22 protein-coding genes are annotated in these 21,352 nt (G+C 46.6%); 14 read left to right on the plus strand and 8 right to left on the minus strand.

Annotated features, from left to right (window positions below; genetic code table 11):
• The coding region (locus QUA50_RS10150) for a hypothetical protein (RefSeq protein WP_333265651.1) at positions 1 to 251 on the plus strand (251 nt) is incomplete at its 5' end.
• 180 nt (positions 252 to 431) lie between these two features.
• Positions 432 to 1,070 carry a restriction endonuclease subunit R gene (locus QUA50_RS10155; RefSeq protein WP_333265650.1) on the plus strand — a complete coding sequence of 213 codons (639 nt, stop codon included), beginning with the start codon at positions 432 to 434 and terminating at the stop codon, positions 1,068 to 1,070.
• A gap of 80 nt (positions 1,071 to 1,150) precedes the next feature.
• On the opposite strand, the gene QUA50_RS10160 is transcribed toward QUA50_RS10155, so the two are convergent.
• The 3 genes from QUA50_RS10160 to QUA50_RS10170 all read right to left on the minus strand — a co-directional run bounded on the left by QUA50_RS10160 (position 1,151) and on the right by QUA50_RS10170 (position 3,509).
• Entirely contained in the window at positions 1,151 to 1,486 is a 336-nt protein-coding gene (locus QUA50_RS10160; RefSeq protein ID WP_333054737.1) for a ribulose bisphosphate carboxylase small subunit, read from the minus strand.
• Between the two features lie 45 nt (positions 1,487 to 1,531).
• Complete coding sequence (gene rcbX / locus QUA50_RS10165) at positions 1,532 to 1,942, minus strand: RuBisCO chaperone RbcX (RefSeq protein ID WP_333054738.1); 411 nt, start codon at positions 1,940 to 1,942, stop codon at positions 1,532 to 1,534.
• A 136-nt stretch (positions 1,943 to 2,078) separates the two neighbouring features.
• Positions 2,079 to 3,509 (minus strand): form I ribulose bisphosphate carboxylase large subunit, encoded by a 1,431-nt coding sequence (locus QUA50_RS10170; RefSeq protein WP_333045238.1) that lies wholly within the window; start codon positions 3,507 to 3,509, stop codon positions 2,079 to 2,081.
• A gap of 873 nt (positions 3,510 to 4,382) precedes the next feature.
• On the opposite strand from QUA50_RS10170, the gene QUA50_RS10175 reads away from it, so the two are divergent.
• The 6 genes from QUA50_RS10175 to panB all read left to right on the plus strand — a co-directional run bounded on the left by QUA50_RS10175 (position 4,383) and on the right by panB (position 9,620).
• Complete coding sequence (locus tag QUA50_RS10175; protein WP_333265647.1) at positions 4,383 to 6,140, plus strand: serine/threonine-protein kinase; 1,758 nt, start codon at positions 4,383 to 4,385, stop codon at positions 6,138 to 6,140.
• Between the two features lie 19 nt (positions 6,141 to 6,159).
• Entirely contained in the window at positions 6,160 to 6,639 is a 480-nt protein-coding gene (locus QUA50_RS10180; RefSeq protein ID WP_333298803.1) for a hypothetical protein, read from the plus strand.
• A 95-nt stretch (positions 6,640 to 6,734) separates the two neighbouring features.
• A complete protein-coding gene (locus QUA50_RS10185) occupies positions 6,735 to 7,541 on the plus strand; it encodes a hypothetical protein (protein ID WP_333298805.1) in 807 nt (268 codons plus the stop codon).
• Positions 7,542 to 7,595: 54 nt separating this feature from the next.
• The gene (locus QUA50_RS10190) at positions 7,596 to 8,060 is read left to right on the plus strand and encodes a hypothetical protein (RefSeq protein WP_333265641.1); all 465 of its coding nucleotides are present in this window, start codon (positions 7,596 to 7,598) and stop codon (positions 8,058 to 8,060) included.
• Positions 8,061 to 8,213: 153 nt separating this feature from the next.
• Entirely contained in the window at positions 8,214 to 8,390 is a 177-nt protein-coding gene (locus tag QUA50_RS10195; RefSeq protein ID WP_333298807.1) for a hypothetical protein, read from the plus strand.
• Positions 8,391 to 8,843: 453 nt separating this feature from the next.
• A complete protein-coding gene (gene panB / locus QUA50_RS10200) occupies positions 8,844 to 9,620 on the plus strand; it encodes a 3-methyl-2-oxobutanoate hydroxymethyltransferase (protein WP_333265639.1) in 777 nt (258 codons plus the stop codon).
• A gap of 61 nt (positions 9,621 to 9,681) precedes the next feature.
• Here the strand turns inward: panB and tatA are convergent, their stop codons facing one another.
• Entirely contained in the window at positions 9,682 to 9,912 is a 231-nt protein-coding gene (gene tatA / locus QUA50_RS10205; RefSeq protein WP_333271011.1) for a twin-arginine translocase TatA/TatE family subunit, read from the minus strand.
• Between the two features lie 90 nt (positions 9,913 to 10,002).
• Between tatA and QUA50_RS10210 the strand changes: the two genes are divergently transcribed.
• From QUA50_RS10210 to QUA50_RS10230, 5 genes are all read left to right on the plus strand, one after another.
• On the plus strand, positions 10,003 to 10,740 hold the full coding sequence (locus QUA50_RS10210) for a phycocyanobilin:ferredoxin oxidoreductase (protein WP_333208240.1): 738 nt from the start codon (positions 10,003 to 10,005) through the stop codon (positions 10,738 to 10,740).
• Positions 10,741 to 10,811: 71 nt separating this feature from the next.
• Entirely contained in the window at positions 10,812 to 12,455 is a 1,644-nt protein-coding gene (locus tag QUA50_RS10215) for an HlyD family efflux transporter periplasmic adaptor subunit (RefSeq protein ID WP_333265637.1), read from the plus strand.
• Positions 12,456 to 12,619: 164 nt separating this feature from the next.
• Positions 12,620 to 13,780, plus strand: coding sequence for an ABC transporter permease DevC (gene devC, locus QUA50_RS10220; protein ID WP_333265635.1), 1,161 nt, complete (start codon positions 12,620 to 12,622; stop codon positions 13,778 to 13,780).
• A 190-nt stretch (positions 13,781 to 13,970) separates the two neighbouring features.
• Positions 13,971 to 14,810: a Uma2 family endonuclease gene (locus tag QUA50_RS10225; RefSeq protein ID WP_333265633.1), complete on the plus strand. Its 840-nt coding sequence runs from the start codon at positions 13,971 to 13,973 to the stop codon at positions 14,808 to 14,810.
• 57 nt (positions 14,811 to 14,867) lie between these two features.
• Entirely contained in the window at positions 14,868 to 15,590 is a 723-nt protein-coding gene (locus QUA50_RS10230) for a DevA family ABC transporter ATP-binding protein (RefSeq protein ID WP_333265631.1), read from the plus strand.
• Positions 15,591 to 15,607: 17 nt separating this feature from the next.
• Here QUA50_RS10230 and QUA50_RS10235 read toward each other — a convergent pair whose 3' ends face one another.
• Together QUA50_RS10235 and QUA50_RS10240 are read right to left on the minus strand one after the other, a co-directional pair.
• Entirely contained in the window at positions 15,608 to 16,519 is a 912-nt protein-coding gene (locus QUA50_RS10235; protein ID WP_333265629.1) for a hypothetical protein, read from the minus strand.
• Positions 16,520 to 16,873: 354 nt separating this feature from the next.
• Positions 16,874 to 17,077: a hypothetical protein gene (locus QUA50_RS10240; protein ID WP_333265628.1), complete on the minus strand. Its 204-nt coding sequence runs from the start codon at positions 17,075 to 17,077 to the stop codon at positions 16,874 to 16,876.
• Here QUA50_RS10240 and QUA50_RS10245 point away from each other — a divergent pair.
• Positions 17,057 to 19,138 carry a DNA polymerase III subunit gamma/tau gene (locus tag QUA50_RS10245; RefSeq protein WP_333265626.1) on the plus strand — a complete coding sequence of 694 codons (2,082 nt, stop codon included), beginning with the start codon at positions 17,057 to 17,059 and terminating at the stop codon, positions 19,136 to 19,138. The genes QUA50_RS10240 and QUA50_RS10245 overlap by 21 nt on opposite strands.
• Positions 19,139 to 19,277: 139 nt before the next feature.
• Here QUA50_RS10245 and clpX read toward each other — a convergent pair whose 3' ends face one another.
• On the minus strand, positions 19,278 to 20,621 hold the full coding sequence (gene clpX / locus QUA50_RS10250; protein ID WP_333265624.1) for an ATP-dependent protease ATP-binding subunit ClpX: 1,344 nt from the start codon (positions 20,619 to 20,621) through the stop codon (positions 19,278 to 19,280).
• Positions 20,622 to 20,630: 9 nt separating this feature from the next.
• The gene (gene clpP, locus QUA50_RS10255) at positions 20,631 to 21,320 is read right to left on the minus strand and encodes an ATP-dependent Clp endopeptidase proteolytic subunit ClpP (RefSeq protein WP_333045253.1); all 690 of its coding nucleotides are present in this window, start codon (positions 21,318 to 21,320) and stop codon (positions 20,631 to 20,633) included.
• Positions 21,321 to 21,352 lie beyond the last annotated feature (32 nt).

Here is a 21,352-nt window from a genome sequence, read left to right on the forward strand (position 1 = left end):
TGGATTTATCGCCAGAAACCGGTTTTATTCAAGAAACCCGGTTTCTCTGTACTTCACTTACCTGGAAAGTGCTGTATGTTGTGGAACAGGCATCTTGCCTGTTCCTAAGAATAAGCTGTGGAGCATTTAAATTGGAAATTCGGGACAGGCTAGAAGCCCGTCCCACAAGAGTTTTATGGATTTTTGACACACAGTTTAAATGTAGAACAGCTTATGGGCCGGCTATGCGGCCTACCCCACAAGAAATTTGATATGTCGTGGAACAGGCATCTTGCCTGTTCCTAAGAATATGGGCCGGCTCTCCGGCATACCCCACAAAAAACTTGATATGTCGTGGAACAGGCATCTTGCCTGTTCCTAAGAATGGTGCAAGCGGACTACCGCAATGTCTATGTTAAAATTATAGCTAAAACTTAAATATATATCAAAACATGACAACAACTATTAATGCCAAAAACCTAACATTATCAGAAGTACACCGTCTGTTCGGCTTTCAAAAGCAGTACAATAACTCATTTACATCTCTGCTATCCCTTGAAGATATCACAGAACACGAACAGCAGGAACTTATACAAATTAGGGATGACTTCGATGACTACATTTCAACGGATCGAGTTTCTGAAGGGTTGGTAAAAGCTCTGACTACCTTTCCCTTAATGCGATTGGCTGGCTTCTACCGTCGCCCGATTAAAATTAGTTTAGAACAAGACATCGCCGAAATTAGCATTGAAGATGAAGATACTATCATTAAAGGACGGTTTGATATCTTAGCTGTCAACAGGATAAAACCCATCAGAAGCGATACATATTTTTGGGTTTGGGTGATTGAAAGTAAAAATTCTGGAATCAACGCATTGATGGGTTTATCCCAATTACTAACCTATGCTTATCAAAATTTAAAATATCAAGACACAATCTGGGGCTTGACAACAAACGGAATGCACTATCAGTTCGTCAATATTCAGGGGGGCAATAACCCAACCTATCACCTAATGCCTTTGCTAAACCTGATGGAGTCCGACTCTTCAATTTTGTTGCTGCAAGTGTTAAAAGCTATTTGTAAGCTATAAAAAAAGAGGCAGAGAAAATTCCCCGCCTCCAATCTGCAATGACTGTTAACCTAAAAGTTAGATTAGCCAGCCAATACTTTTTAGTAGCCTCTGGTGTTCGGCTTGTGGACGATGAAGCTGAGCACTTGGCACTGCTTCACGTTGTCAAAACCCATGACGCGGATGTAGCAGCTAGGATTTTCTTGACGGCAAGCTTGAACTTCTGTCATGATTTCTTGGACGCTGCGAGCACCAAACAAAGGCAACTTCCACATAGTCCAGTAGCGCATTTCAGCGGCAGAGGTTTCGTTGAATTCTACGCCGGGAATGTAGCCTTGATCCAAGATGTATTGGAGTTGCTTGGCAATTTGGGCGTCTGTCAGCGGGGGCAAATAGGACAGAGTTTCGTAACGACGCTCTTTAGGTAAAGTCTTCATTTTTTGTATCTCTAAGGTGTGTGTTCGATCGCACTTGTCGATCGATTAACTCGACAAATTATCCAGATTCGGTTCAGAATCTATTGATGTTTCAGGATTACTGCTAGAAACAGACCAATTAAGTTGCGTAGTTCGCTCTAAATGCTGGCGTCTGTGTTCCATATTCGCCTGTTGAATGCCAGTACAAACCATTTCTGGCAAAAATTCCGTCACATCGTGAGCCAGATACTCTCGCACAGTCATGATCCGAAAGCCTAAATCTTGATTTTCCAAAAGCAACTCTTGAATATAAGCTTCTCCATCTTGGATTTTGCCCTTAGTGGAAAAGTCATTCAACCAGATTGCCAGAGGAGGATTGGTTTCGCTCAACTGAGCGACCACCATCCGCACCGATTGATAGGTTAGGTAACTTGCCAGCACCTTAGCGGTGTCTTTCGCAACTTGTTTGAGATCCATTTTGACCCCAGCTCCCTCAAATTTTAGATTTTGGATTTTAGATTTTCGATGCAAACTTACTTGTAAATCTTCTTCAAAGATAAAGACTTCCCAGCAAGTTTGCGACCTAAAACCTAAAATCTCAAACCAAAAATCCTTAAAGGGTATCCATTGCCTCGAACTCAAACTTGATTTCTTTCCAGAGTTCGCAAGCAACAGCGAGTTCAGGAGACCATTTGCAAGCTTCGCGAATTACGTCGCCGCCTTCGCGCATCAAGTTGCGACCTTCGTTACGAGCTTGGACGCAAGCTTCCAAAGCAACGCGGTTAGCAGTTGCACCAGGTGCGTTACCCCAAGGGTGGCCCAAGGTGCCGCCGCCGAACTGCAAGCAGGAGTCGTCGCCGAAGATTTCAACCAAGGCTGGCATGTGCCAGATGTGGATACCACCGGATGCAACTGGCATGACACCAGGCATGGAGGCCCAATCTTGGGTGAAGTAAATACCGCGGCTGCGGTCTTCTTCGATGTGGTCTTCGCGCATCAAGTCTACGAAGCCCATCGTGATGCCTTTTTCGCCTTCGAGTTTGCCCACAACTGTACCGGAGTGCAGGTGGTCTCCACCGGACATCCGCAAGCACTTGGCAAGCACGCGGAAGTGGATACCGTGGTTTTTCTGACGGTCGATAACTGCGTGCATGGCGCGGTGAATGTGCAGCAAAATACCGTTGCGGCGGCACCATTTAGCCAAGGTGGTGTTTGCAGTGAAACCACCGGTCAGGTAGTCGTGCATGATGATGGGGGTTTTGATTTCCTTAGCGAACTCAGCCCGCTCCATCATTTCTTCGCAGGTAGGGGCAGTTACGTTGAGGTAGTGACCCTTGACTTCGCCGGTTTCTGCTTGGGCTTTTTCAATAGCTTCTTGAACGAACAAGAAACGATCGCGCCAGCGCATGAACGGTTGCGAGTTGATGTTTTCGTCGTCTTTGGTGAAGTCCAAACCGCCGCGCAGAACTTCGTAAACGGCACGGCCGTAGTTCTTAGCAGACAGACCCAATTTGGGCTTAATTGTACAACCCAGCAAAGGACGGCCGTACTTGTTCAATTTGTCCCGCTCAACGGTAATACCGTGAGGAGGGCCTTGGAAGGTTTTCAGGTAAGCGATGGGAATCCGCAAGTCTTCCAAACGCAGAGCCCGCAGAGCTTTGAAACCGAACACGTTACCCACCAAAGAGGTCAGCAAGTTGGTGACGGAACCTTCTTCAAACAAATCCAAAGGATAAGCAATGAAGCAGATGTATTGGTTGTCTTCACCGGGAACTGGTTCGATGTCGTAGCAGCGACCTTTGTAGCGGTCGAGGTCGGTCAGGAGGTCAGTCCAAACAGTCGTCCATGTACCTGTAGAAGATTCAGCAGCCACAGCAGCGCCTGCTTCTTCTGGGGGAACTCCCGGCTGCGGTGTGACGCGGAAGGCAGCCAAAATATCTGTATCTTTCGGCGTGTAGTCCGGCGTGTAATACGTTAGTTTATAGTCTTGAACTCCGGCTTTATACCCAGCCTTTGATTGAGTTTGGGTTTGCGCGTAAGCCATATCTCGCTTCCTAGTATTCGCTTAATTTTTTTGCCCGATCGCAGGCTGTTAAAAATATATCAACAAAGTGTCACTCTCAAATTTTAATATTCTTTTAATCATCATAAGTATTATTTATTTTGCTTTACATTAAGCAAATATTTGTAACATATCTTATGAAATTCCAGGGGCGAAGGATGCAGGAGGAAAGGCTGGGGATCGAAGAGATTTTGGATTTTAGATTTTGGATTTGAGATTGAGGAAACAGGAAAGATTAGTCATAAATACTTAATTTTATGGTGGAGATCGATTAAATTTGAGATGGTAAATTTTAGGTTGGGGGGAGGAAAAGTTAGTTATAAATACTTAATTTTAGGGTAGGAGATCGAGCTCAACTGCAATCGAGTATGCAATTCTTTAATTGAAAATCCCGTGGGGGGCCAAGAAACCGGGTTGATGGGAAAAATTTGGGTGTATTAACGAGAAATATAGCAAGAAACCGGGTTTCTGAGGTTGTAAAGCCCGATCGCGCCAACTCTGGCACAATCCAAAATCCAAAATCGAAAATCGAAAATCCAAAATCCCGTGGGTGGGCGAGAAACCGGGTTTCTACGAAAAATTGGTGCTAAACGAGAAATATAGCAAGAAACCCGGTTTCTGAGGTTGCTGCTGCGATCGCGCCAACTCTCCCAAAATCTACAATCTAAAATCTAAAATCCCGTGAATCGGAGACCGCCAACTCAAAAATCGACAGCATAGCACATAATATGGACAGGACTTGTGCTCTCAAACCAAATCCGTCGTTACAGCCATTTAACCGCGCTGAAAACCGGGTTTCGGTGTTAGCTGCGCGTAAGTCTACTATGGATACTTAGCCCCATTTTTACTCTGGTTGTGCCTCACCCCCCTTCAAAAGCCGTCCACTGCATCAATCCAGATTGCCCAAGGCCCTACCCTCAGACTTGGGGCAACAATTTTTGTCATAGTTGCGGGGCTCCGCTGCAGCTAAAAAATCGCTACGTGCCTCTAGAGAGTCTCGGTTCCGGGGGTTTTGCAGCAATTTTCACAGTTTGGGACAAAGAAACTCAAACCGAGCGCGTCCTGAAAGTGTTGCTCGAAACTTCCGCCAAAGCCCTGAAACTGTTCGAGCAAGAAGCTTGGGTTTTGGCACTTTTGCGGCACCCCGGCGTCCCTAGAGTCGAGCCTGACGGTTATTTTCACGTCCAAACCCAAAATTTTGCAGGCGGCGAGGGAAATCCTGCGGCGAAGCGGCTGCCTTGTTTGGTAATGGAAAAGATTCACGGCAAAACTTTAGAAGAGGTTCTCGACGAGCACCCTCAAGGATGTCCGCAGGAATGGGTGTTTAGTTGGCTGAGTCAAGCTGTGGAAATTTTAGAGGAGTTGCACAGGTGTCAGATTATTCACCGGGACATTAAACCCTCAAATTTGATGCTGCGAGACCCGGAATCGCCCCAAGTATTGCTGAGCAAGGGTTTGGGCGGACTGCAATTGGTGGCGATCGACTTTGGGGGAGTTAAACAAATGGGCGGTGTCGAATCCGTGGGGAAAGATTCTCGGAGTTCGACGCGGTTGATTTCGCCCGGATACAGTCCGCCGGAACAAATTGCGGGAGGCGGTGTGGTGCCGGCGACGGATTTTTATGCGCTGGGGCGGACTTGCATTCATTTGCTGACGGGGAAGTATCCGGCCCAAATTGAAGATCCGATGACGGGGGAGTTGCGGTGGCGCCACATTGTATCTGTGAGTCCGGCTTTTGCGAATTTGTTAGACGATATGGTGCGATCGAACGTGCAGCAGCGTCCGGCGACTGCTGGCGATCTTCGGGCGCGCTTGCAGGAGATTTATGCTAGGAGTAAGGGCAAAATTGCCATCGCCCCAATGGGTCAAGCTATTGTAGAATTCTGCCGGCAAGTAGTGGTGGCGGGGGCGCAAAAAACGGGAAGTTTGACTGTTGCGCTGTTCGGCGCGATCGCCCAAATCGTGGTAGCTTCTCTGGATACGGGCTGGGAAATGGTGCTGGGTGCTGTTGGTGGAAGTGCCGGGGCGATCGGCGGTTTGGTTTTGGGTTATGCTTCGCCTATTGGCCCGGAAATCGCCAGTTTTCTGAATGAAGGTTTGCAGCAATTAATTCCTAATATGACTTTCGCTGTCGGGCCGGAAGTGCTGCTGTTTGGGTTTGCGGGATTGGGAACTGCGATCGGTTTGACGGATGCGGGGAGTTTTCGCCAGCAAAAACAGTATTGGCTGTCTGGATTGATGGGAGCTCAGGGTTATTTGTTGGCGGGTTTGTGCTGGATGGAAGCAACAGCTTCTAGTGGCGTGCAGGGGGTTATTTTGGGAGCTTTTGCGATCGCCTCTATGACTGTGGGAATGGGTTTGCGGAGTCACCAATTGGTGCACGCTTTGGTGGTGGCTGTTTTCTCTACGGGAATGTTTCTGTTTCTGAATGCGTGGAACATTTTTCCGGGGAGTTTCTTTGGGATTTTGTCACTGTCTAACGTTACCTTCGGCTGGCTGCAAGTTTGGGGTTCAATTGTGTTTTTTGGTTTGTTGGGAAGTGCGATCGGGCTTTGCTTGGGAGTCAGTCATTATTTAGTTGTTCCCGTGCTTAGGTGGTTGGGATGGCGGTAGAAATTAACATTAAATCACTATGCTAATCAAGTCGTTATCAATTAAGTCTGTCTCAAGATTTTCAATGGTTGGTGCTGTGGCGATCGCCCTTGTGCTCAGCAGCCCCAATCTAGCCAAAGCCGAATCGCGAGAACAAGCCGTCGATCGATTGACCGATTTCTTGTTCTACAGGGTTAATCCTCAGTTAAACAATCGCAAACTCCATGCGGGCGATCGCGAATACAGCAATCAATGGCGGAGATTGCGCGCAGCGATCGATCCGCGAGTCAAGTCGGTACAAGAAGTCTGTTTTAGGCCAGCCCCAGAAGAGACAGGATGGGAATTCACGACAATTAACGGCGAAACCTACGAGCAAACCTACGATTTACTTGCAGATACAATTTTTTACAGCCGCCATCCTCAACGCACCGGACAGCAAATTCCCAAAAGCGATCGGATCGGCATTAGTGAATGGTCAGCAATTCGACGCGAAATGTATATTTCCAATTGTGGACTCTGAAACTCGATCGCCTTACACCGCAGCATTTATCGAAGATAACTCCTAGAGTAGATGTCGTCTCTACACAACTCTGTAAAAAGAAAGGTTTTAAACCGATGAGTATGAAAAATTGGATATGCGATCGCACTCTTGTTACAACCAGAATTATTGCAGCCTTGATGGGACTAATCTCTATTGGATATACAAGTTTGGCGGATGCTGCCACACAGCAACAAGTTCCCAGCATAAATAGTGCAAACATCGATACAACAAGTAAAAAAAGTTACCTGAATAATCCACCAGAAAATTCAACAATCGAGGCTTTAAATAAAAAAGTTCGAGTCAGCCTTGAAACTTCTGTAAATGCCCCAAAAAAAATCCCTCTTCAACAAGGTATGCCATACAAAGAGGCGCGTCAAATCCTGATTAAACAAGGGTGGCAGCCAAGCTTACAAAGTCAACCCAACCTCAGAGATCGTTCGGTTAAAGAGCTATTTGATTTGGGATATAAAGAGATTAAGGATTGTTCGGGTACAGGAGAGGGGCCTTGTCGTTTTGAGTTTATCAATCAACAAGGAGAACTGCTAGTTATAGTCGCTACAACAAGAGGTTCTGAAAATACAAAACGTTTTGTGAGGAATTGGTGGATTGAGAAAAAGACAGATAGCAATCAACAAAACTCGTCATCAAACATAATTCAAGAAGGTCGTTATTGGTTGGGAGGTTCGGCTCAGGGTTTAGAGGTCAAGGGAAAACAATATCGATATTATGATGAGTCTAATATCGACCGACCGTGGCAACCTCTATCTGAGTTACAATATATCACAAAAGGCGTTGTGTTTGACGGTAAAATTTATTGGTGTTTATCTACTCTCGCACCTAAAACAGGAGGAATTTCTTGTTCTAAAGATGGATGGAAATAAAAGATTTATTACCAGCTATATCTGGGATATTGATAATTTTTATTGGGTTTAATTGTGCTAACTAAATCACTTTCAATTAAGTCAAAATCGAAGTTTTTAGGGGTGTGTGCGTTAGCTATATCCCTTGTACTCGGTGGTTCCAATCTAGACTGTGCTACAGCGCGCGATTATGAATCACGAACTCAAGCTGTGGATAGGCTGACGGATTGGTTTTTTTATAGAGTGAATCCTCAATTGGGAGGTCGAAAATTGCGATCGGACGATTCTTCTGCCTACATCCGCGAATGGAATGCTATTCGTAATACAGTCGATCGAGAAATGATTACTACACAAGGAGATTGCGTCGGTGATGCTTTCTGGGACTTCGATTATCGTTCTCACGGGCGATCGCTCGATCGGATTGCAGATACAATTTGGGATATCCGCGATCCATCGGGTGACAAAACTCGTGCAGATGTTTCTAAACAAGAATGGCAGAAGCTTCGCGACTCAATAATTAGAGAGCATTTTTGCTATTAATTTGCCATATAGGTCAATCCAATTTCAACAATAAATAACAACAGCGCTCTCAGTTACAAATATTGTTAAAATGTACAATAGGCAACCTCGATTGTAGATCATTTAGTCGAAAGACAACGAAAACATTCTCTAGCAAAACAAAAGGATAAAAAAATGGGCAGAGTCACCGCAACAATAACCGTCACCAATCACATCGATGAAATTATAGCAGAAAGAGGGTTCATCCCCGCAAAGCAAATACGCTCTATTACCCTCGATAACGTCTTAGTCGATACAGGCGCAACTCGACTCTGCAAACCCAGCAAGATATTATCAGTCAGTTGGGTTTGAGTCGAGTTGGTGAAATCCAAGGAAATACTGCAATAGGATCTAGAAAATTTCGTCTGTTCAAAAATGTTGGTCTTGCCGTAGCTGGACGATAAGGCAGGTATGATTGTGTAGAAATTCCCGCAGGAGAAGAACCTTTACTCGGCTTAATTACCCTAGAAGATTTGGGTTGAGAACAGGACTTGAAAAATCAGCGGTTGATTGTTTTGCCAGCAGAGGGAAGCCCAAGTTATATTCGGGTAGAAAATTCCTAGGGTTTTTGCCATAAATACACTGTCCATTGTCTTTCAGCATGAGGGGGGCGGGTTTACTATATACTTAGTTTTAAGCATAGATGGTTGGTAAAACCCGTCCCTACGTCGCGCAAATTGTACAGCGCAAATTATACAAGGACGAATCAACCGGATTTGATATCATTAGTAATACCCAGAAATAATATTATATTTTTGCACTAAAATGTCAGTCACTACTCATCAATTAATTCAGTGGAAACAACAACAGCGACCAATTGTCGCGCTGACAGCTTATGATTATGCGATCGCCCAACTCATCGATCGAGCAGGCGTAGATATCATCCTAGTCGGCGATTCTCTGGCAATGCCCATATTGGGCTACGAGACAACACTGCCACTAACCCTCGATGAAATGCTGCACCACGCTAAAGCAGTGCGTCGCGGTGTTAAACAAGCATTAATTGTTGTCGATTTGCCGTTTTTAACCTATCAAGAAAGTCCCCAGCAAGCCATGCAATCGGCGGGGAGAGTTTTGAAAGAAACCGGCGCTCAAGCTGTAAAATTAGAAGGTGGATATCCAGCAATGGCCGCCACAGTTTCGCAGCTAACATCCGCCGGAATTCCAGTGATGGGACACGTCGGTTTAACTCCGCAGTCGGTACACCAACTCGGCTACAAAAAACAAGGAAAAACTGTTGAAGCTGCCGATCGCATCATAGCAGAGTCGATCGCGCTTCAAGAAGCCGGTGCCTTTGCGATCGTCTTAGAACACATTCCCGCAGACTTAGCCGCTCAAATTACCCAAAAATTAACTATTCCCACCATTGGTATCGGCGCAGGGCCGCACTGCGACGGTCAAGTTTTAGTTACTTCCGATTTGCTGGGACTTTCTGAAAAACAGCCGCCTTTTGCGAAAGCTTACGCGAATTTGCGAGAAACAATTACCCAAGCTGTGAAAGATTATTCCCTTGAAGTTAGAGAAGGCAAATTTCCCGAATAGGTTCGTAGTGAGCGCTTGAACCCTTAAAAATGAGGACTAAAATCCTCACTACAAACCTAATTTACACTTTCGGCTGACCCTCTTCCTCTTTATCCTTCTCAACAGCTTCATCCTCAGATTGACCAACCCCTTCCTTAAAACTCCGCAGCGTTTTACCCAAAGCATTTCCTAACTCAGGAATCTTCTTGGGGCCGAAAATTAGAATAGCGACTACCGCAATAATGCCCATTTCGGGCAATCCCAGACCAAACATACACTCATCTCCTGTAAAACTTGCTCGATCGTAAGTCAATCTACTGATATTGTTAAAGTATCTACGTTTTTTCCTGCATCCTGCAAGAGTAGAATCAAGTTTTATTAAGCTATCCCCCGATAAATAGGAATGTTAGAAATATCCCAGCCTTCTCTGCGCGAACAACAGCACCATCTCATCCGCGATTTAGCAGACCGGATGGAAGCAGTATGGCACCGCTATCTCGACCTCGAACCCTACCACCTGCCCGCTGAGTTGGGATACGTAGAAGGGCGCTTGGAAGGAGAAAAACTGATCATTGAAAACCGCTGCTATCAAACGCCCCAGTTCCGCAAAATACACCTCGAACTCGCTAAAGTCGGGCCGGTACTTGACATACTGCACTGCGTGATGTTTCCCAGACCGAATTATGCTTTGCCGATGTTCGGTACGGATATAGTAGCAGGCAAAGGCCAAGTTAGCGCCGCGATCGCAGACCTTTCTCCCCTCAATCCCGATCGAACTTTGTCGGAAACCTACCGAACCCAACTGGAAAGTTTGCAGATAGACCAATTTTCTTGTCCCCGCCAAATTCCCGAATGGGGGGATATTTTCTCAGAATTTTGTCTGTTTGTGCGGCCAGAGTCTCTCGAAGAAGAAACTCGGTTTCTGGATATTGTTCAATCCTACGTTGAAATTCACTGCCAACAGGCAGTCGCTTGCGAACCAGTCTCTGCCGCAGAAGGATCGAAAATTCTAGACGCTCAAATTTACTACTGCACCCAGCAGCAGCAAAACGACAAAACCCGCCGCGTACTCGAAAAAGCTTTCGGTCAAGATTGGGCAGAACATTACATGACCGAGGTGCTTTTTGATATCCCTAAATAGCTGAAATTGGTTTACAATACTTCATAGTGGGTGGAAAAAACTTAATCAGGAAATCACCTACTTTATAAGTAATGGTAAAGGAATCACGGGTTAAGGATAAATCATTTTTAAAACCCCCAGGGCGAGGAGTCATCGGTTTAGCGATCGCCGCCACTGTCATTACCACAGGAGTCGGTTTTTGGCAAGTATCTCAAATTAGAAAAGCCGAAGAGTTAAAGGCGGCGGCTGCAACGGCGGCTGCAACTCCCGCCTCCACCCGCACCAGCATTACCGCTTTGGGTAGGTTGACCCCGCAGGGGGAAGTTATCAAATTGTCGGCCCCTTCGGCGTCGGAGGGAGCAAGAATTGAACAGTTGCAGGTGGAAGAGGGCGATCGAGTCAGTCAAGGACAAATCATAGCAGTTCTCGATACGCGCGATCGGCTCCAAGCAATCCTCCAACAAGCCGACAAAGAAGTCAAAGTCAAACAAGCAGAATTAGCCAAAATTCAAGCAGGCGCAAAAACCGGCGTTGTCGGCGCCGGGAAAGCAGAAGTTGCCAAGTTTGAAGCACAAGTGCAAAGGGAAACCGAAGGCGAAGCAGCCAATGTTGCCCGATTAGAAGCTCAACTGCGAAGAGAAACCGAAGCCGAACAAGCTAACGTCGCCAAATTCGAGGCCGCGCTGCAAAGAGAAACCGAAGCCGAACAAGCTAATTTTGCCAAATTAGAGGCACAACTAGAAAGAGAAACAGAGGTGCAGCAAGCCAAATTGGCTAGGTTAGAAGCTCAATTGCGGGGCGAAATTGCCTCTCAAAATGCTACAGTCGATCGGCTAAAAGCCGAATTAACCAACGCCGAAGCCGAGGAACAACGCAACAAAGAACTCTCCGAAACAGGCGCAATTTCTGCTTCTGCATACGACACCAAACGCTTAGCAGTAGAGACGGCTCGCCAGAGTGTCAAAGAAGCTCAAGCTGTATTAGAAAAAACTGTGCAAACCCTGCAAGAGCAAATAGTCGAAACAAAAGCAACCATCAAACAAACAGTAGAAACAGGCCAGCAGGAAATCAATCAATCGCGAGCCAATCTCAAACGCAAGTTAGAAACAGGTAGGCAGGAAATTAACCAAGCCAGAGCCACCTTAAATCAAAAGATAGAAACAGGACGAGAACAAATCAATCAAGCCGAAGCAATACTCAAACAAAAAGCAGAAACTGGCCAAGAAGAAATAAATCAAGCCAAAGCAAATCTCGACCAAATTGCCGAAGTCCGTCCCGAAGACGTGCAAGCAGCCGAAGCCGCCGTAGAAAGTGCGATCGCCGCCAAACAAAAAGCTCAAGTAGACTTAAACTTAAGTTACATCAAAGCACCCGTATCCGGCTACATTCTCAAAGTTCACAGCCGACAAGGAGAACGTGTCAACACTCAAGACGGCATCGTAGAACTAGGCGGCACCGATCAAATGTACGCCGTAGCAGAAGTTTATGAAACCGACATCGCCAAAGTGCGAAACGGCCAGCGCGCAGCAGTCACCAGCCCCGTTTTTGCAGGCACTTTAGAAGGGACAGTCGCTCGCATCGGCAAACAAATCGGTAAAAAAGATGTCCTCAATACGGACCCCGCCGCCGACACCGACGCAAGAGTTATCGAAGTTAGAATTCGCCTCGATCCGGAATCGAGCAAAAAAGTTGCAACCCTAACAAACTTACAGGTTGAAGTCAAAATAGATATCTAAATTTTACCTTGACAAAACTTACGCAGGGGGACTCAAGAAACCGGGTTTTTTACTGAGATTAAGGGGTTGAATCAAATATAATGGCAAAAAACCCGGTTTCTCTACAGCCGTGCTTAAGTCCTAAAATTATTCACTCCCAAATCCCAAATCTAAAATTGACTATTATGGCCAAAATACCGCTAGCTTGGGCACAGTTAACTCGCGAAAAAATGCGCTTAGTCATCGCGCTAGCCGGCATTGGATTTGCCGACTTGCTGATGTTTATCCAGTTTGGATTTAGAGATGCGCTGTTTGAAAGTTCCATCAGCTTTCACTCGCAATTAAAAGGGGATATTTTTATCACCAGCACCCAGTCAACGGCTTTAATAGCCATGAAAAGCTTTCCCCAACGGCGTTTGTATCAAGCTTTAAGTTTTAATGGCGTTACCGGAATCAGCCCGGTATATCTAGGCTTTGGTTTGTGGAAAAATCCCGCACCAGACAAAAACAATACCCGCCAACTGATGATAATCGGTTTTGACCCCAATCGTCCCATCTTTGAGCTGCCGGAAGTTAGGGATAATTTGGACAAAATCAAAATTTCAGATGTCGTTTTATTCGATCGAGCTTCCCGCCCGGAGTTTGGGCCAGTAGCAGACTATTTCAACCAGGGAAAGCCTGTGGAAACTGAAATAGACAACCGCCGCGTTACTGTAGAGGGGTTATTTACTCTAGGAGCATCTTTCGGTGCTGATGGCAATATTATTACCAGCGATTTGAACTTTCTGCGGATTTTTCACAGTAGAAGAACTAGAGGCTTAATTGATGTCGGAATTGTTCACTTGCAGCCGGGAACTGATGTCAAGGCGGTTATTGAAAAAATGAGGGCAACTTTACCACAAGACGTGACTATTGCTTCTAAAGAAGAGTTTGTAGCTTTTGAGAGAAAATATTGGGAGGAAAGCACGGCTATCGGATTTATTTTCACTCTCGGCGCGGCTATGGGGTTTATTGTCGGCATCGTGATTGTATATCAAATTCTCTATACTGATGTTACCGACCATTTGCCAGAGTACGCTACTTTGAAGGCGATGGGATATAAAGACAGTTACTTTTTGAGTGTGGTTTTTCAAGAGGCTTTAATTTTGGCAATCCTGGGCTATTTGCCCGGACTTGGGATTTCTGTGGTGCTGTACAATTTAGCGAGAACTGCTACGAGTTTGCCGATGTACATGACTTTGGGGAAAGTTGTAACTGTGTTTGTCATGACAACGATTATGTGTTTTGTATCGGGGGCGATCGCAGTTAGGAAGTTGCAGGCGGCTGACCCGGCAGATATTTTTTAATCGAGCAAAAAGGAAGTTTGGTCCCGGATGCAAGTAACGGATATAACGGATGGATGGAAGAAGAAAATAAATCTAAAATCTCAAACTCAAGTTTAATCGGAAGTTATAAACAATTGGATAGCTGTGCCGATCGAACGCTATGCTGTAGGAGAGTATTCGTCTCGATCCCGCTCTCCCTCGGTTCTACGCTATGACCAAAAGCTTCAACCCCACAGCGTTGCCTCCCGCCTTTCCCGACCACACGCAACTACCAGAATCTGACGGCACGTTTGTGAAAAACTTTCAAGAACATCCCCAGAGTATCCTGCTCACAGACTCCCTGGAAATTACACTGCAAACCCTTCATCCTGACGGACAATATGCCATCGGGCAAGATTGCGGTATCTACTGGCGCGAAACCGAACCTCCCGAACGCGGCGCCGAAGCCCCTGACTGGTTCTACGTCCCCAATGTCCCGCCCCAATTGGACGGACAATACCGCCGTTCCTACGTGCTGTGGCGCGAATATATTGCGCCAACAATTGCGATCGAATTTGCTAGCGGTGATGGTTCTGAAGAACTCGACAGCACTCCCTTATCTGCTTTACCATCTGGCGGAAACCAGAAACCGGGAAAATTTTGGGTATACGAGCGGATTATCAGGATTCCCTACTACGCAATCTACAAGATCCAAACCAGTGAATTAGAAGTCTACAACTGTGTGAATACTCGGTATCGGCGCTTGGAACCGAACGATCGCGGACATTATCCGATCGACCTGATGGGAGTAGAGTTGGGTGTATGGTCGGGTAGCTATCAAAATCAGACACAGCAGTGGTTGCGCTGGTGGGATAACCAGGGGAATTTGTTGTTGACAGGGAGCGAGCGAGCTAGGCTGGAGCGCCTGCGCGCCGAACAGGAAGGCCAACGGGCCGACGCTGAACGCCAACGGGCCGACGCTGAACGAGAACTGGCCGACGCTGAACGAGAACAAAAAGAGCGATTGGCGACTTATTTGCGATCGCAGGGAATCGATCCCGATCGCATATGAGCCTGGGCTGTTGCTATATATGGCATTAGTTCGATCTTGTTAAATCTAGCCATTACCATGAACAATGTACCAGTTGTCTCAATTAAAAATCTCAATCATTCCTTCGGGGAAGGACAACTTCGCAAACAGACCTTATTTGACATCAACCTCGAAATTTATCCGGGCGAAATCGTGCTAATGACGGGGCCTTCGGGGTCGGGTAAAACAACATTGTTAACCTTGATTGGAGCTTTGCGATCTATCCAAGAAGGTAGTCTGAAAATTCTCGACCAAGAATTGCGGGGAACGCCGAAAAATAAATTAGTACAAGTCCGTCGCGACATCGGTTATATTTTCCAAGCTCATAATTTGCTGAAATGCTTGAGTGCTAGGCAAAATGTGCAAATGTCCCTCGACCTACACAACCATCTTTCTAACAAAGAAACTAATGATAAAATAGAAGGGATTCTGGAAGCTGTGGGGTTGGGAGACAGAATAGATTATTACCCAAGCAGTCTTTCGGGCGGCCAAAAACAAAGAGTTGCGATCGCCCGCGCATTAGTCAGCCAGCCGAAATTAGTATTAGCAGACGAACCCACAGCAGCCCTAGACAGTAAATCAGGTCGAGATGTTGTAGAAATCATGCGAGGTTTGGCCAAAGAACAGCACAGCACCATCTTGCTTGTTACCCATGACAACCGCATTTTAGACATAGCCGATCGCATTATTCACATGGAAGACGGCTACCTCGCACAAGACACATCCACAACGGCAGCAGTCGGCGTTATTCCGGGAAAATAATATTAATCAATCTCAACTTATTTCCTAGAACCGGGACGCTTTCCTCCTACCTTGGCAGGACTTTTTGTTGCACCTTTGGCTGGAGTTTTAGAACTACTTTTGCCACTCTTTTGACCCTTAGCTCCTACTAATTGGCTCTCATTGGCATTTGTAGGTCTGCCTGCAGGTGTTCTCGTAGTCCTAAAGGTAACATTCACCCCTTCATTCGACTGTTCCAGCACCAACATCGGCGTCGGCTTGGCTTTTTGATCCCACTCAATATGAACGATGCGACCTTGAATTGTCGGCTGCCAACTGTCGTGGTCGTCTGAAGGACTCAGATAAGTTTCCAAACAGTCAATAATTTGATTAATTGTCGCTGATGTAGCCTGAGTCGGCAGTTTCATCAGCTTAATTTGAATCCGAAACAGCACTCGTTTTTCTATTTTTACCGCCGGATCGCCAGTTTCGTATTCGATATCAAACATCGAATCCACTTGCCTGCCGCTGCCGGCATTCCCGTTTTTATCTCCCACTGCAGCCTGAGTCGGACGCAGGGCAATACTAATTTTCTCTTTGACTTTTACCTTAATCTGATTCACAATGGCAAAGTGAAAGACTTCTTCCGCCATTCGCATTCTCAGGTAGTCTAAATTAAAGTCTCGCGAGTGGATAAGGTCGGGATTCTTTTCCATCTTTGACATGGTTTCCAGAGCCATTTTGTATTTTTTCTGGAGTTCTCTATTTCTAAACTCCTCAAACTTGAGCTTTTTGCTCAAATCGTCGAGTTTTAGCTTGGTAAACACCGCTAAACCGATCAGCAATAACAACAGTAATCCCGACGCTCCCATGAAGAGTTGGTCTGAGGACGGATCTCCGGGTTTAGCCTGTTTAGGTTTGGGAGAGGCTACTGCCAACCTTGGTTCTACAAGGATTATTTGGGTTGACATGGGCTTTTAAAGGGTAAAATTTGACGCTATATTTATACAGGACTCCAGAGTAGAGCTGGTAGTGTAACTGGATCGACCAACATTGACATCATTCCACCATCATCTTGGTACAACTGGATTTCTGCAACTGGAACACGCACCCTCTAATTAATACTTTATCTTTAACTGCAAGCAGGTTTCCAAAATATCGGAAAATCGTGCGCTGGTACTGGCCAATAGAAATGGTGAATTGTCTGTAATATATTATACCAATACAGCTAAAAAAAATGTTTGTTGCGCGGTCTCCGTTTCGAGAAAAATAAAAAGAAATACACATAAATTAATAGTAACTCTGGGAGCGAGCAGCGGAAAACATCACGGAGAACAGCCGATCGCCCGGACGATCGAGGCGCAGACGTTGGGAGGGTGCTCGTGGCTGCTGTTCGATGGCTGCCGCCGTGCCAGCCCACCAAGTGGCTTCCTGTGAAAGTCGAGCTGTGTGCGATCGAACAACGTCTCCTTAGCTAAGATTACAGCTAATACCACCAATATTCGATCGTGACCTACGAACCCCTGCATCACAAATATCGCCCTCAGACATTTGCCGAATTAGTCGGTCAAGAGGCGATCGCCCAAACCCTCACCAGCGCCATCCTACAAGAGCGCATAGCACCAGCATATCTATTCACCGGCCCCAGAGGCACCGGTAAAACCTCTAGTGCCAGAATTTTCGCCAAATCCCTCAACTGTATTTCTACGGTTGCCCCCACCCCCACACCCTGCGGCAAATGCAACGTTTGCCGAGAAATTGCCCGAGGTTCCACACTAGATGTCATCGAAATCGACGCCGCCAGCAACACCGGAGTAGATAACATTCGGGATTTGATCGAACGAGCTCAATTTTCGCCCGTACAGTGCCGCTATAAAGTATATGTAATCGACGAAGTTCATATGCTCAGTACCCAGGCATTTAATGCCTTATTAAAAACCTTAGAAGAACCGCCAGATCGCGTTGTATTCGTCCTCGCAACAACCGACCCGCAAAGAGTATTGCCAACTATTATTTCTCGCTGCCAAAAGTTCGACTTCCGCCGCATACCCCTGGAAGCAATGATTGCTCACTTGCACAAAATTGCCCAATTAGAAAATATCAATATTGCCAGCGATGCAGTACAAATGGTTGCTCAAATCGCCCAAGGAGGTCTGCGGGATGCCGAAAGTTTGCTAGACCAACTGAGCTTATTCCCCGGTCAAGTAACAGTTGAAAAAGTTTGGGATTTAGTCGGCGCAGTTCCCGAAAATGACTTAATGGATTTGCTGCAAGCTATTGATAAAGATAATGCTACAGCACTAATAGACATGACCCGCCATCTCATGGATCGCGGTCGGGAACCCCTAATCGTGCTGCAGAGCCTCGCCAGCTTTTACCGAGATTTGCTAATAGCTAAAGCTGCACCGAAACGGTCAGATTTAGTAGCTTTAACATCTGCAACTTGGGAAAAATTGGGGAATTTTGCCAGGAATTGGGATGCCGAATTGATTTTGGCAGGTCAGAAACATTTGCAAACCCACGAAGTGCAAATTAAAAACACCACTCAGCCGCGTTTGTGGCTGGAAGTAACGCTGTTGGGATTGTTGCCCTCAGCAATTAGAACTCAGCCACAACCAACAGCCGAACCAACTAAAAATGTTGCTCAACCACCACAAAATCACCCCCCCCAGCCAAGGGCGGGCACGGGGGCACCGCCCCTACAATCGGGAGGAAGTCAGACATCTAATATTGAACAACCTTCGGCTGCCAAACCTCAAAATCCTCCGCCGCAGTCGCCACCTGTGGCTAATCGAATAGAAAGCACACCTCCTGCTGCAATTCCCGCACCTGTACCAACTGCTGAAACGAATCAAACAAATTATTCACCGACTAATTCAGGCGATGAAATCGATTTAAATCGAGTGTGGGAACAGGTACTTGACCGCGTGCGGCCGCATGGAACTCAATCGCTGCTTCGCCAACACGGACAGCTAGTAATTTTTAGCAATGATACTGCTTATGTTAAGATTAGTTCGCAGCCGTTGCTCAATATGGTTAAAGACAAAGTAGCTAATATTGCAGAAGCTTTTTTGCAAATTTTTAACCGTCGAGTAACAGTAAAGGTGGGCTTGACAAATCCCGCTGAAACTAATAGTTTCCGCGCCAAGGATTTGCCTACTTCTAACGGACGTGGTGGCGAAAATCCCAGGAATTCTCATCCTGCGGATGGTGCGGGCCAACAGGTGCAGAACTCGGCGGGTTCTGAGATTGCAGATGATTTTTTGGGGAAGGGTAGAGAAGAACAAAAACACCCGCCTGCGACTGAAAATACCGCCGTTAATGTGCCGGCTATTTCCGAATCGCGATCGCCCACAAACGGTTCTACAGACTCTCAAACAGACTTTAACGCTCAGGCTGTAGCGGTGCGTGATGACGCGCGAGATGTCGCGAATATGGCTAGGCAATGGGCTGATATGTTTGACGGGCAAGAAGTGGATTTGTCGGATGACTTGGAGATTTGGGAGTCGGAAACTTTTAGATTGGAATCTGAACCGGATTTTTCCGAGTTATCTTCTGAGTTAGGTGAGGATGATTTTATAGATTGGTAAGTCGATCGCTAAAAAACAACGGAGAAACCCGGTTTTTGTAGTAGGGGCGCTGCTAAGAGCGGCCGCCCTTCCAGGTTTCTTAATACCCTAAAAGTTTTAGGTTGAATTAGAGTCACCTAGTGATTGTGAATATCTAATTTTAAGCTGACTCTGGCTTGGGTAAAGAAGACGGAAGTACCAACAACTCAGCCGTCGATCGCTTCTCGACCATTTCCTTAGTAATCGTACATCGGGCAACATCCTTGCGCGACGGCAACTCGTACATCACATCCAACATCAACTCTTCGACAATTCCCCGCAGCGCCCGCGCTCCAGTTTTGCGGCGGTATGCTTCCTGGGCGATCGCCCGAATCGCCTCCGGCTTAAAGTCCAACTGCACATTATCCATCTTCAGCAGCTTTTGATACTGCTTAACCAAAGCATTGCGAGGCTCAGTCAAAATCGCCATCAGCGTTTCCTCATCCAGCGGCTCTAACACCGCCGCCACCGGCACCCGCCCGATAAACTCAGGAATCATCCCAAACTTCACCAAATCATCCGGTTCCAGTTGCTTGAGTACGTCAGCAGCCCGCTTTTCTTTCGGCACAGCTTCTCCGGGCTGAATAAAACCCATTGACTTTTTACCCGTTCTCTGCTCTATCACTTTTTCCAGACCGACAAAAGCACCGCCGCAGATAAACATGATATTGCTAGTGTCAATTTGGATGCAGTCTTGGTAGGGATGCTTGCGGCCGCCTTGGGGAGGTACATTGGCGATCGTCCCCTCCAGCATTTTCAGCAGCGCCTGCTGCACCCCTTCACCCGACACATCCCGCGTAATCGAAGGATTTTCGCTCTTGCGGGCTATTTTGTCAATTTCATCAATATAAATAATTCCGCGCTGCGCCTCTTCCACATCCATATCTGCCACTTGCAGCAGCCGCAGCAAAATATTTTCCACATCTTCCCCGACATAGCCCGCTTCCGTCAGCGTCGTCGCGTCAGCCACCGCAAACGGCACGTCTAGCATATCCGCCAAAGTCTGAGCCAGCAGAGTTTTTCCGCAGCCCGTCGGCCCGATTAACAAAATATTCGATTTTTGCAGTTCTACTTCTTCCGGCGGGTGCTTGCCGCTATTTTTGGCATGGATAAAGCTCAAGCGCTTGTAGTGGTTGTAAACTGCCACCGAGAGCACCTTTTTCGCGTCATTTTGCCCGATCGCATTTTCGTCGAGATAATTTTTAATTTCCCTCGGCTTGGGAATTTGGCTCAGCGACATACTTTTGCCCGATGTAGCGCGGCGCTTTTGCGTCGTTTCCTGCTTCGGAGGCACCGCCGCTGGGGGTACTGCACTCGAATCAAACAACTCCTCATCTAAAATTTCATTGCACAAGTCAACGCATTCGTCGCAGATATACACCCCTGGGCCTGCGATCAACTTGCGTACTTGCTCTTGAGACTTGCCACAAAACGAACATTTTAGATGGGAGTCGTACTTAGACATAACAGCCTCTTAATTCAGTGCAGTGACATTCTCTCCCGCCGTCGGAAGGTTTTCCTTTTCGATAACTCGATCGACCAAACCGTAATTTTTGGCTTCCTCGGCTGACATAAAAAAGTCGCGCTCTGTATCCGCCTCTAATTTGTCGATCGGTTGACCTGTGTGGTGCGCTAGCAGTTGATTCAGCTTACGCTTATGATAAAGGATTTCTTTGGCTTGAATCTCAATATCAACTGCTTGACCTTGAGCGCCTCCAAGCGGCTGGTGAATCATAATCCGGGAACTCGGAAGAGACATCCGCTTACCGTGAGCTCCTGCTGTCAACAGAAATGCGCCCATACTCGCTGCCAAACCGTAACAAATCGTCACCACATCCGGGCGGATTTGCTGCATTGTGTCATAAATTGCCATGCCGGCCGTCACCGAGCCGCCGGGGGAATTTATGTACATTTGGACATCTTTTTCTGGGTCTTCGGCATCTAGATACAATAGCTGAGCCACTATTGAGTCAGCAACTTCGTCGGTTACGGGAGTTCCTAAAAACACAATTCGCTCCCGCAGCAAGCGCGAGTAAATGTCAAAAGCCCGCTCGCCCATCCCCGACTGTTCTAGTACCATCGGCACTACATTGCTGGGGCTGGAACTGACATCAAAATCGTTATAGCTTGTAATTAGGTAATTGGAAGATTGAGATACAACCATAAGACACCAGTCAAGGATTCTAGACAATTTGC

This window comes from Microcoleus sp. M2_D5 (genome assembly GCF_036701935.1).
GTDB lineage: Bacteria > Cyanobacteriota > Cyanobacteriia > Cyanobacteriales > Microcoleaceae > Microcoleus.

Bases quoted from the DNA above. Each gene is read 5' to 3' on its own strand.
- QUA50_RS10155 (WP_333265650.1), top strand. From the start codon at position 432: ATGACAACAACTATTAATGCCAAAAACCTAACATTATCAGAAGTACAC.
- QUA50_RS10160 (WP_333054737.1), bottom strand. From the start codon at position 1,486: ATGAAGACTTTACCTAAAGAGCGTCGTTACGAAACTCTGTCCTATTTG.
- rcbX (WP_333054738.1), bottom strand. From the start codon at position 1,942: ATGGATCTCAAACAAGTTGCGAAAGACACCGCTAAGGTGCTGGCAAGT.
- QUA50_RS10170 (WP_333045238.1), bottom strand. From the start codon at position 3,509: ATGGCTTACGCGCAAACCCAAACTCAATCAAAGGCTGGGTATAAAGCC.
- QUA50_RS10180 (WP_333298803.1), top strand. From the start codon at position 6,160: ATGCTAATCAAGTCGTTATCAATTAAGTCTGTCTCAAGATTTTCAATG.
- QUA50_RS10185 (WP_333298805.1), top strand. From the start codon at position 6,735: ATGAGTATGAAAAATTGGATATGCGATCGCACTCTTGTTACAACCAGA.
- QUA50_RS10195 (WP_333298807.1), top strand. From the start codon at position 8,214: ATGGGCAGAGTCACCGCAACAATAACCGTCACCAATCACATCGATGAA.
- panB (WP_333265639.1), top strand. From the start codon at position 8,844: ATGTCAGTCACTACTCATCAATTAATTCAGTGGAAACAACAACAGCGA.
- QUA50_RS10210 (WP_333208240.1), top strand. From the start codon at position 10,003: ATGTTAGAAATATCCCAGCCTTCTCTGCGCGAACAACAGCACCATCTC.
- QUA50_RS10215 (WP_333265637.1), top strand. From the start codon at position 10,812: ATGGTAAAGGAATCACGGGTTAAGGATAAATCATTTTTAAAACCCCCA.
- devC (WP_333265635.1), top strand. From the start codon at position 12,620: ATGGCCAAAATACCGCTAGCTTGGGCACAGTTAACTCGCGAAAAAATG.
- QUA50_RS10225 (WP_333265633.1), top strand. From the start codon at position 13,971: ATGACCAAAAGCTTCAACCCCACAGCGTTGCCTCCCGCCTTTCCCGAC.
- QUA50_RS10230 (WP_333265631.1), top strand. From the start codon at position 14,868: ATGAACAATGTACCAGTTGTCTCAATTAAAAATCTCAATCATTCCTTC.
- QUA50_RS10235 (WP_333265629.1), bottom strand. From the start codon at position 16,519: ATGTCAACCCAAATAATCCTTGTAGAACCAAGGTTGGCAGTAGCCTCT.
- QUA50_RS10240 (WP_333265628.1), bottom strand. From the start codon at position 17,077: ATGCAGGGGTTCGTAGGTCACGATCGAATATTGGTGGTATTAGCTGTA.
- clpX (WP_333265624.1), bottom strand. From the start codon at position 20,621: ATGTCTAAGTACGACTCCCATCTAAAATGTTCGTTTTGTGGCAAGTCT.
- clpP (WP_333045253.1), bottom strand. From the start codon at position 21,320: ATGGTTGTATCTCAATCTTCCAATTACCTAATTACAAGCTATAACGAT.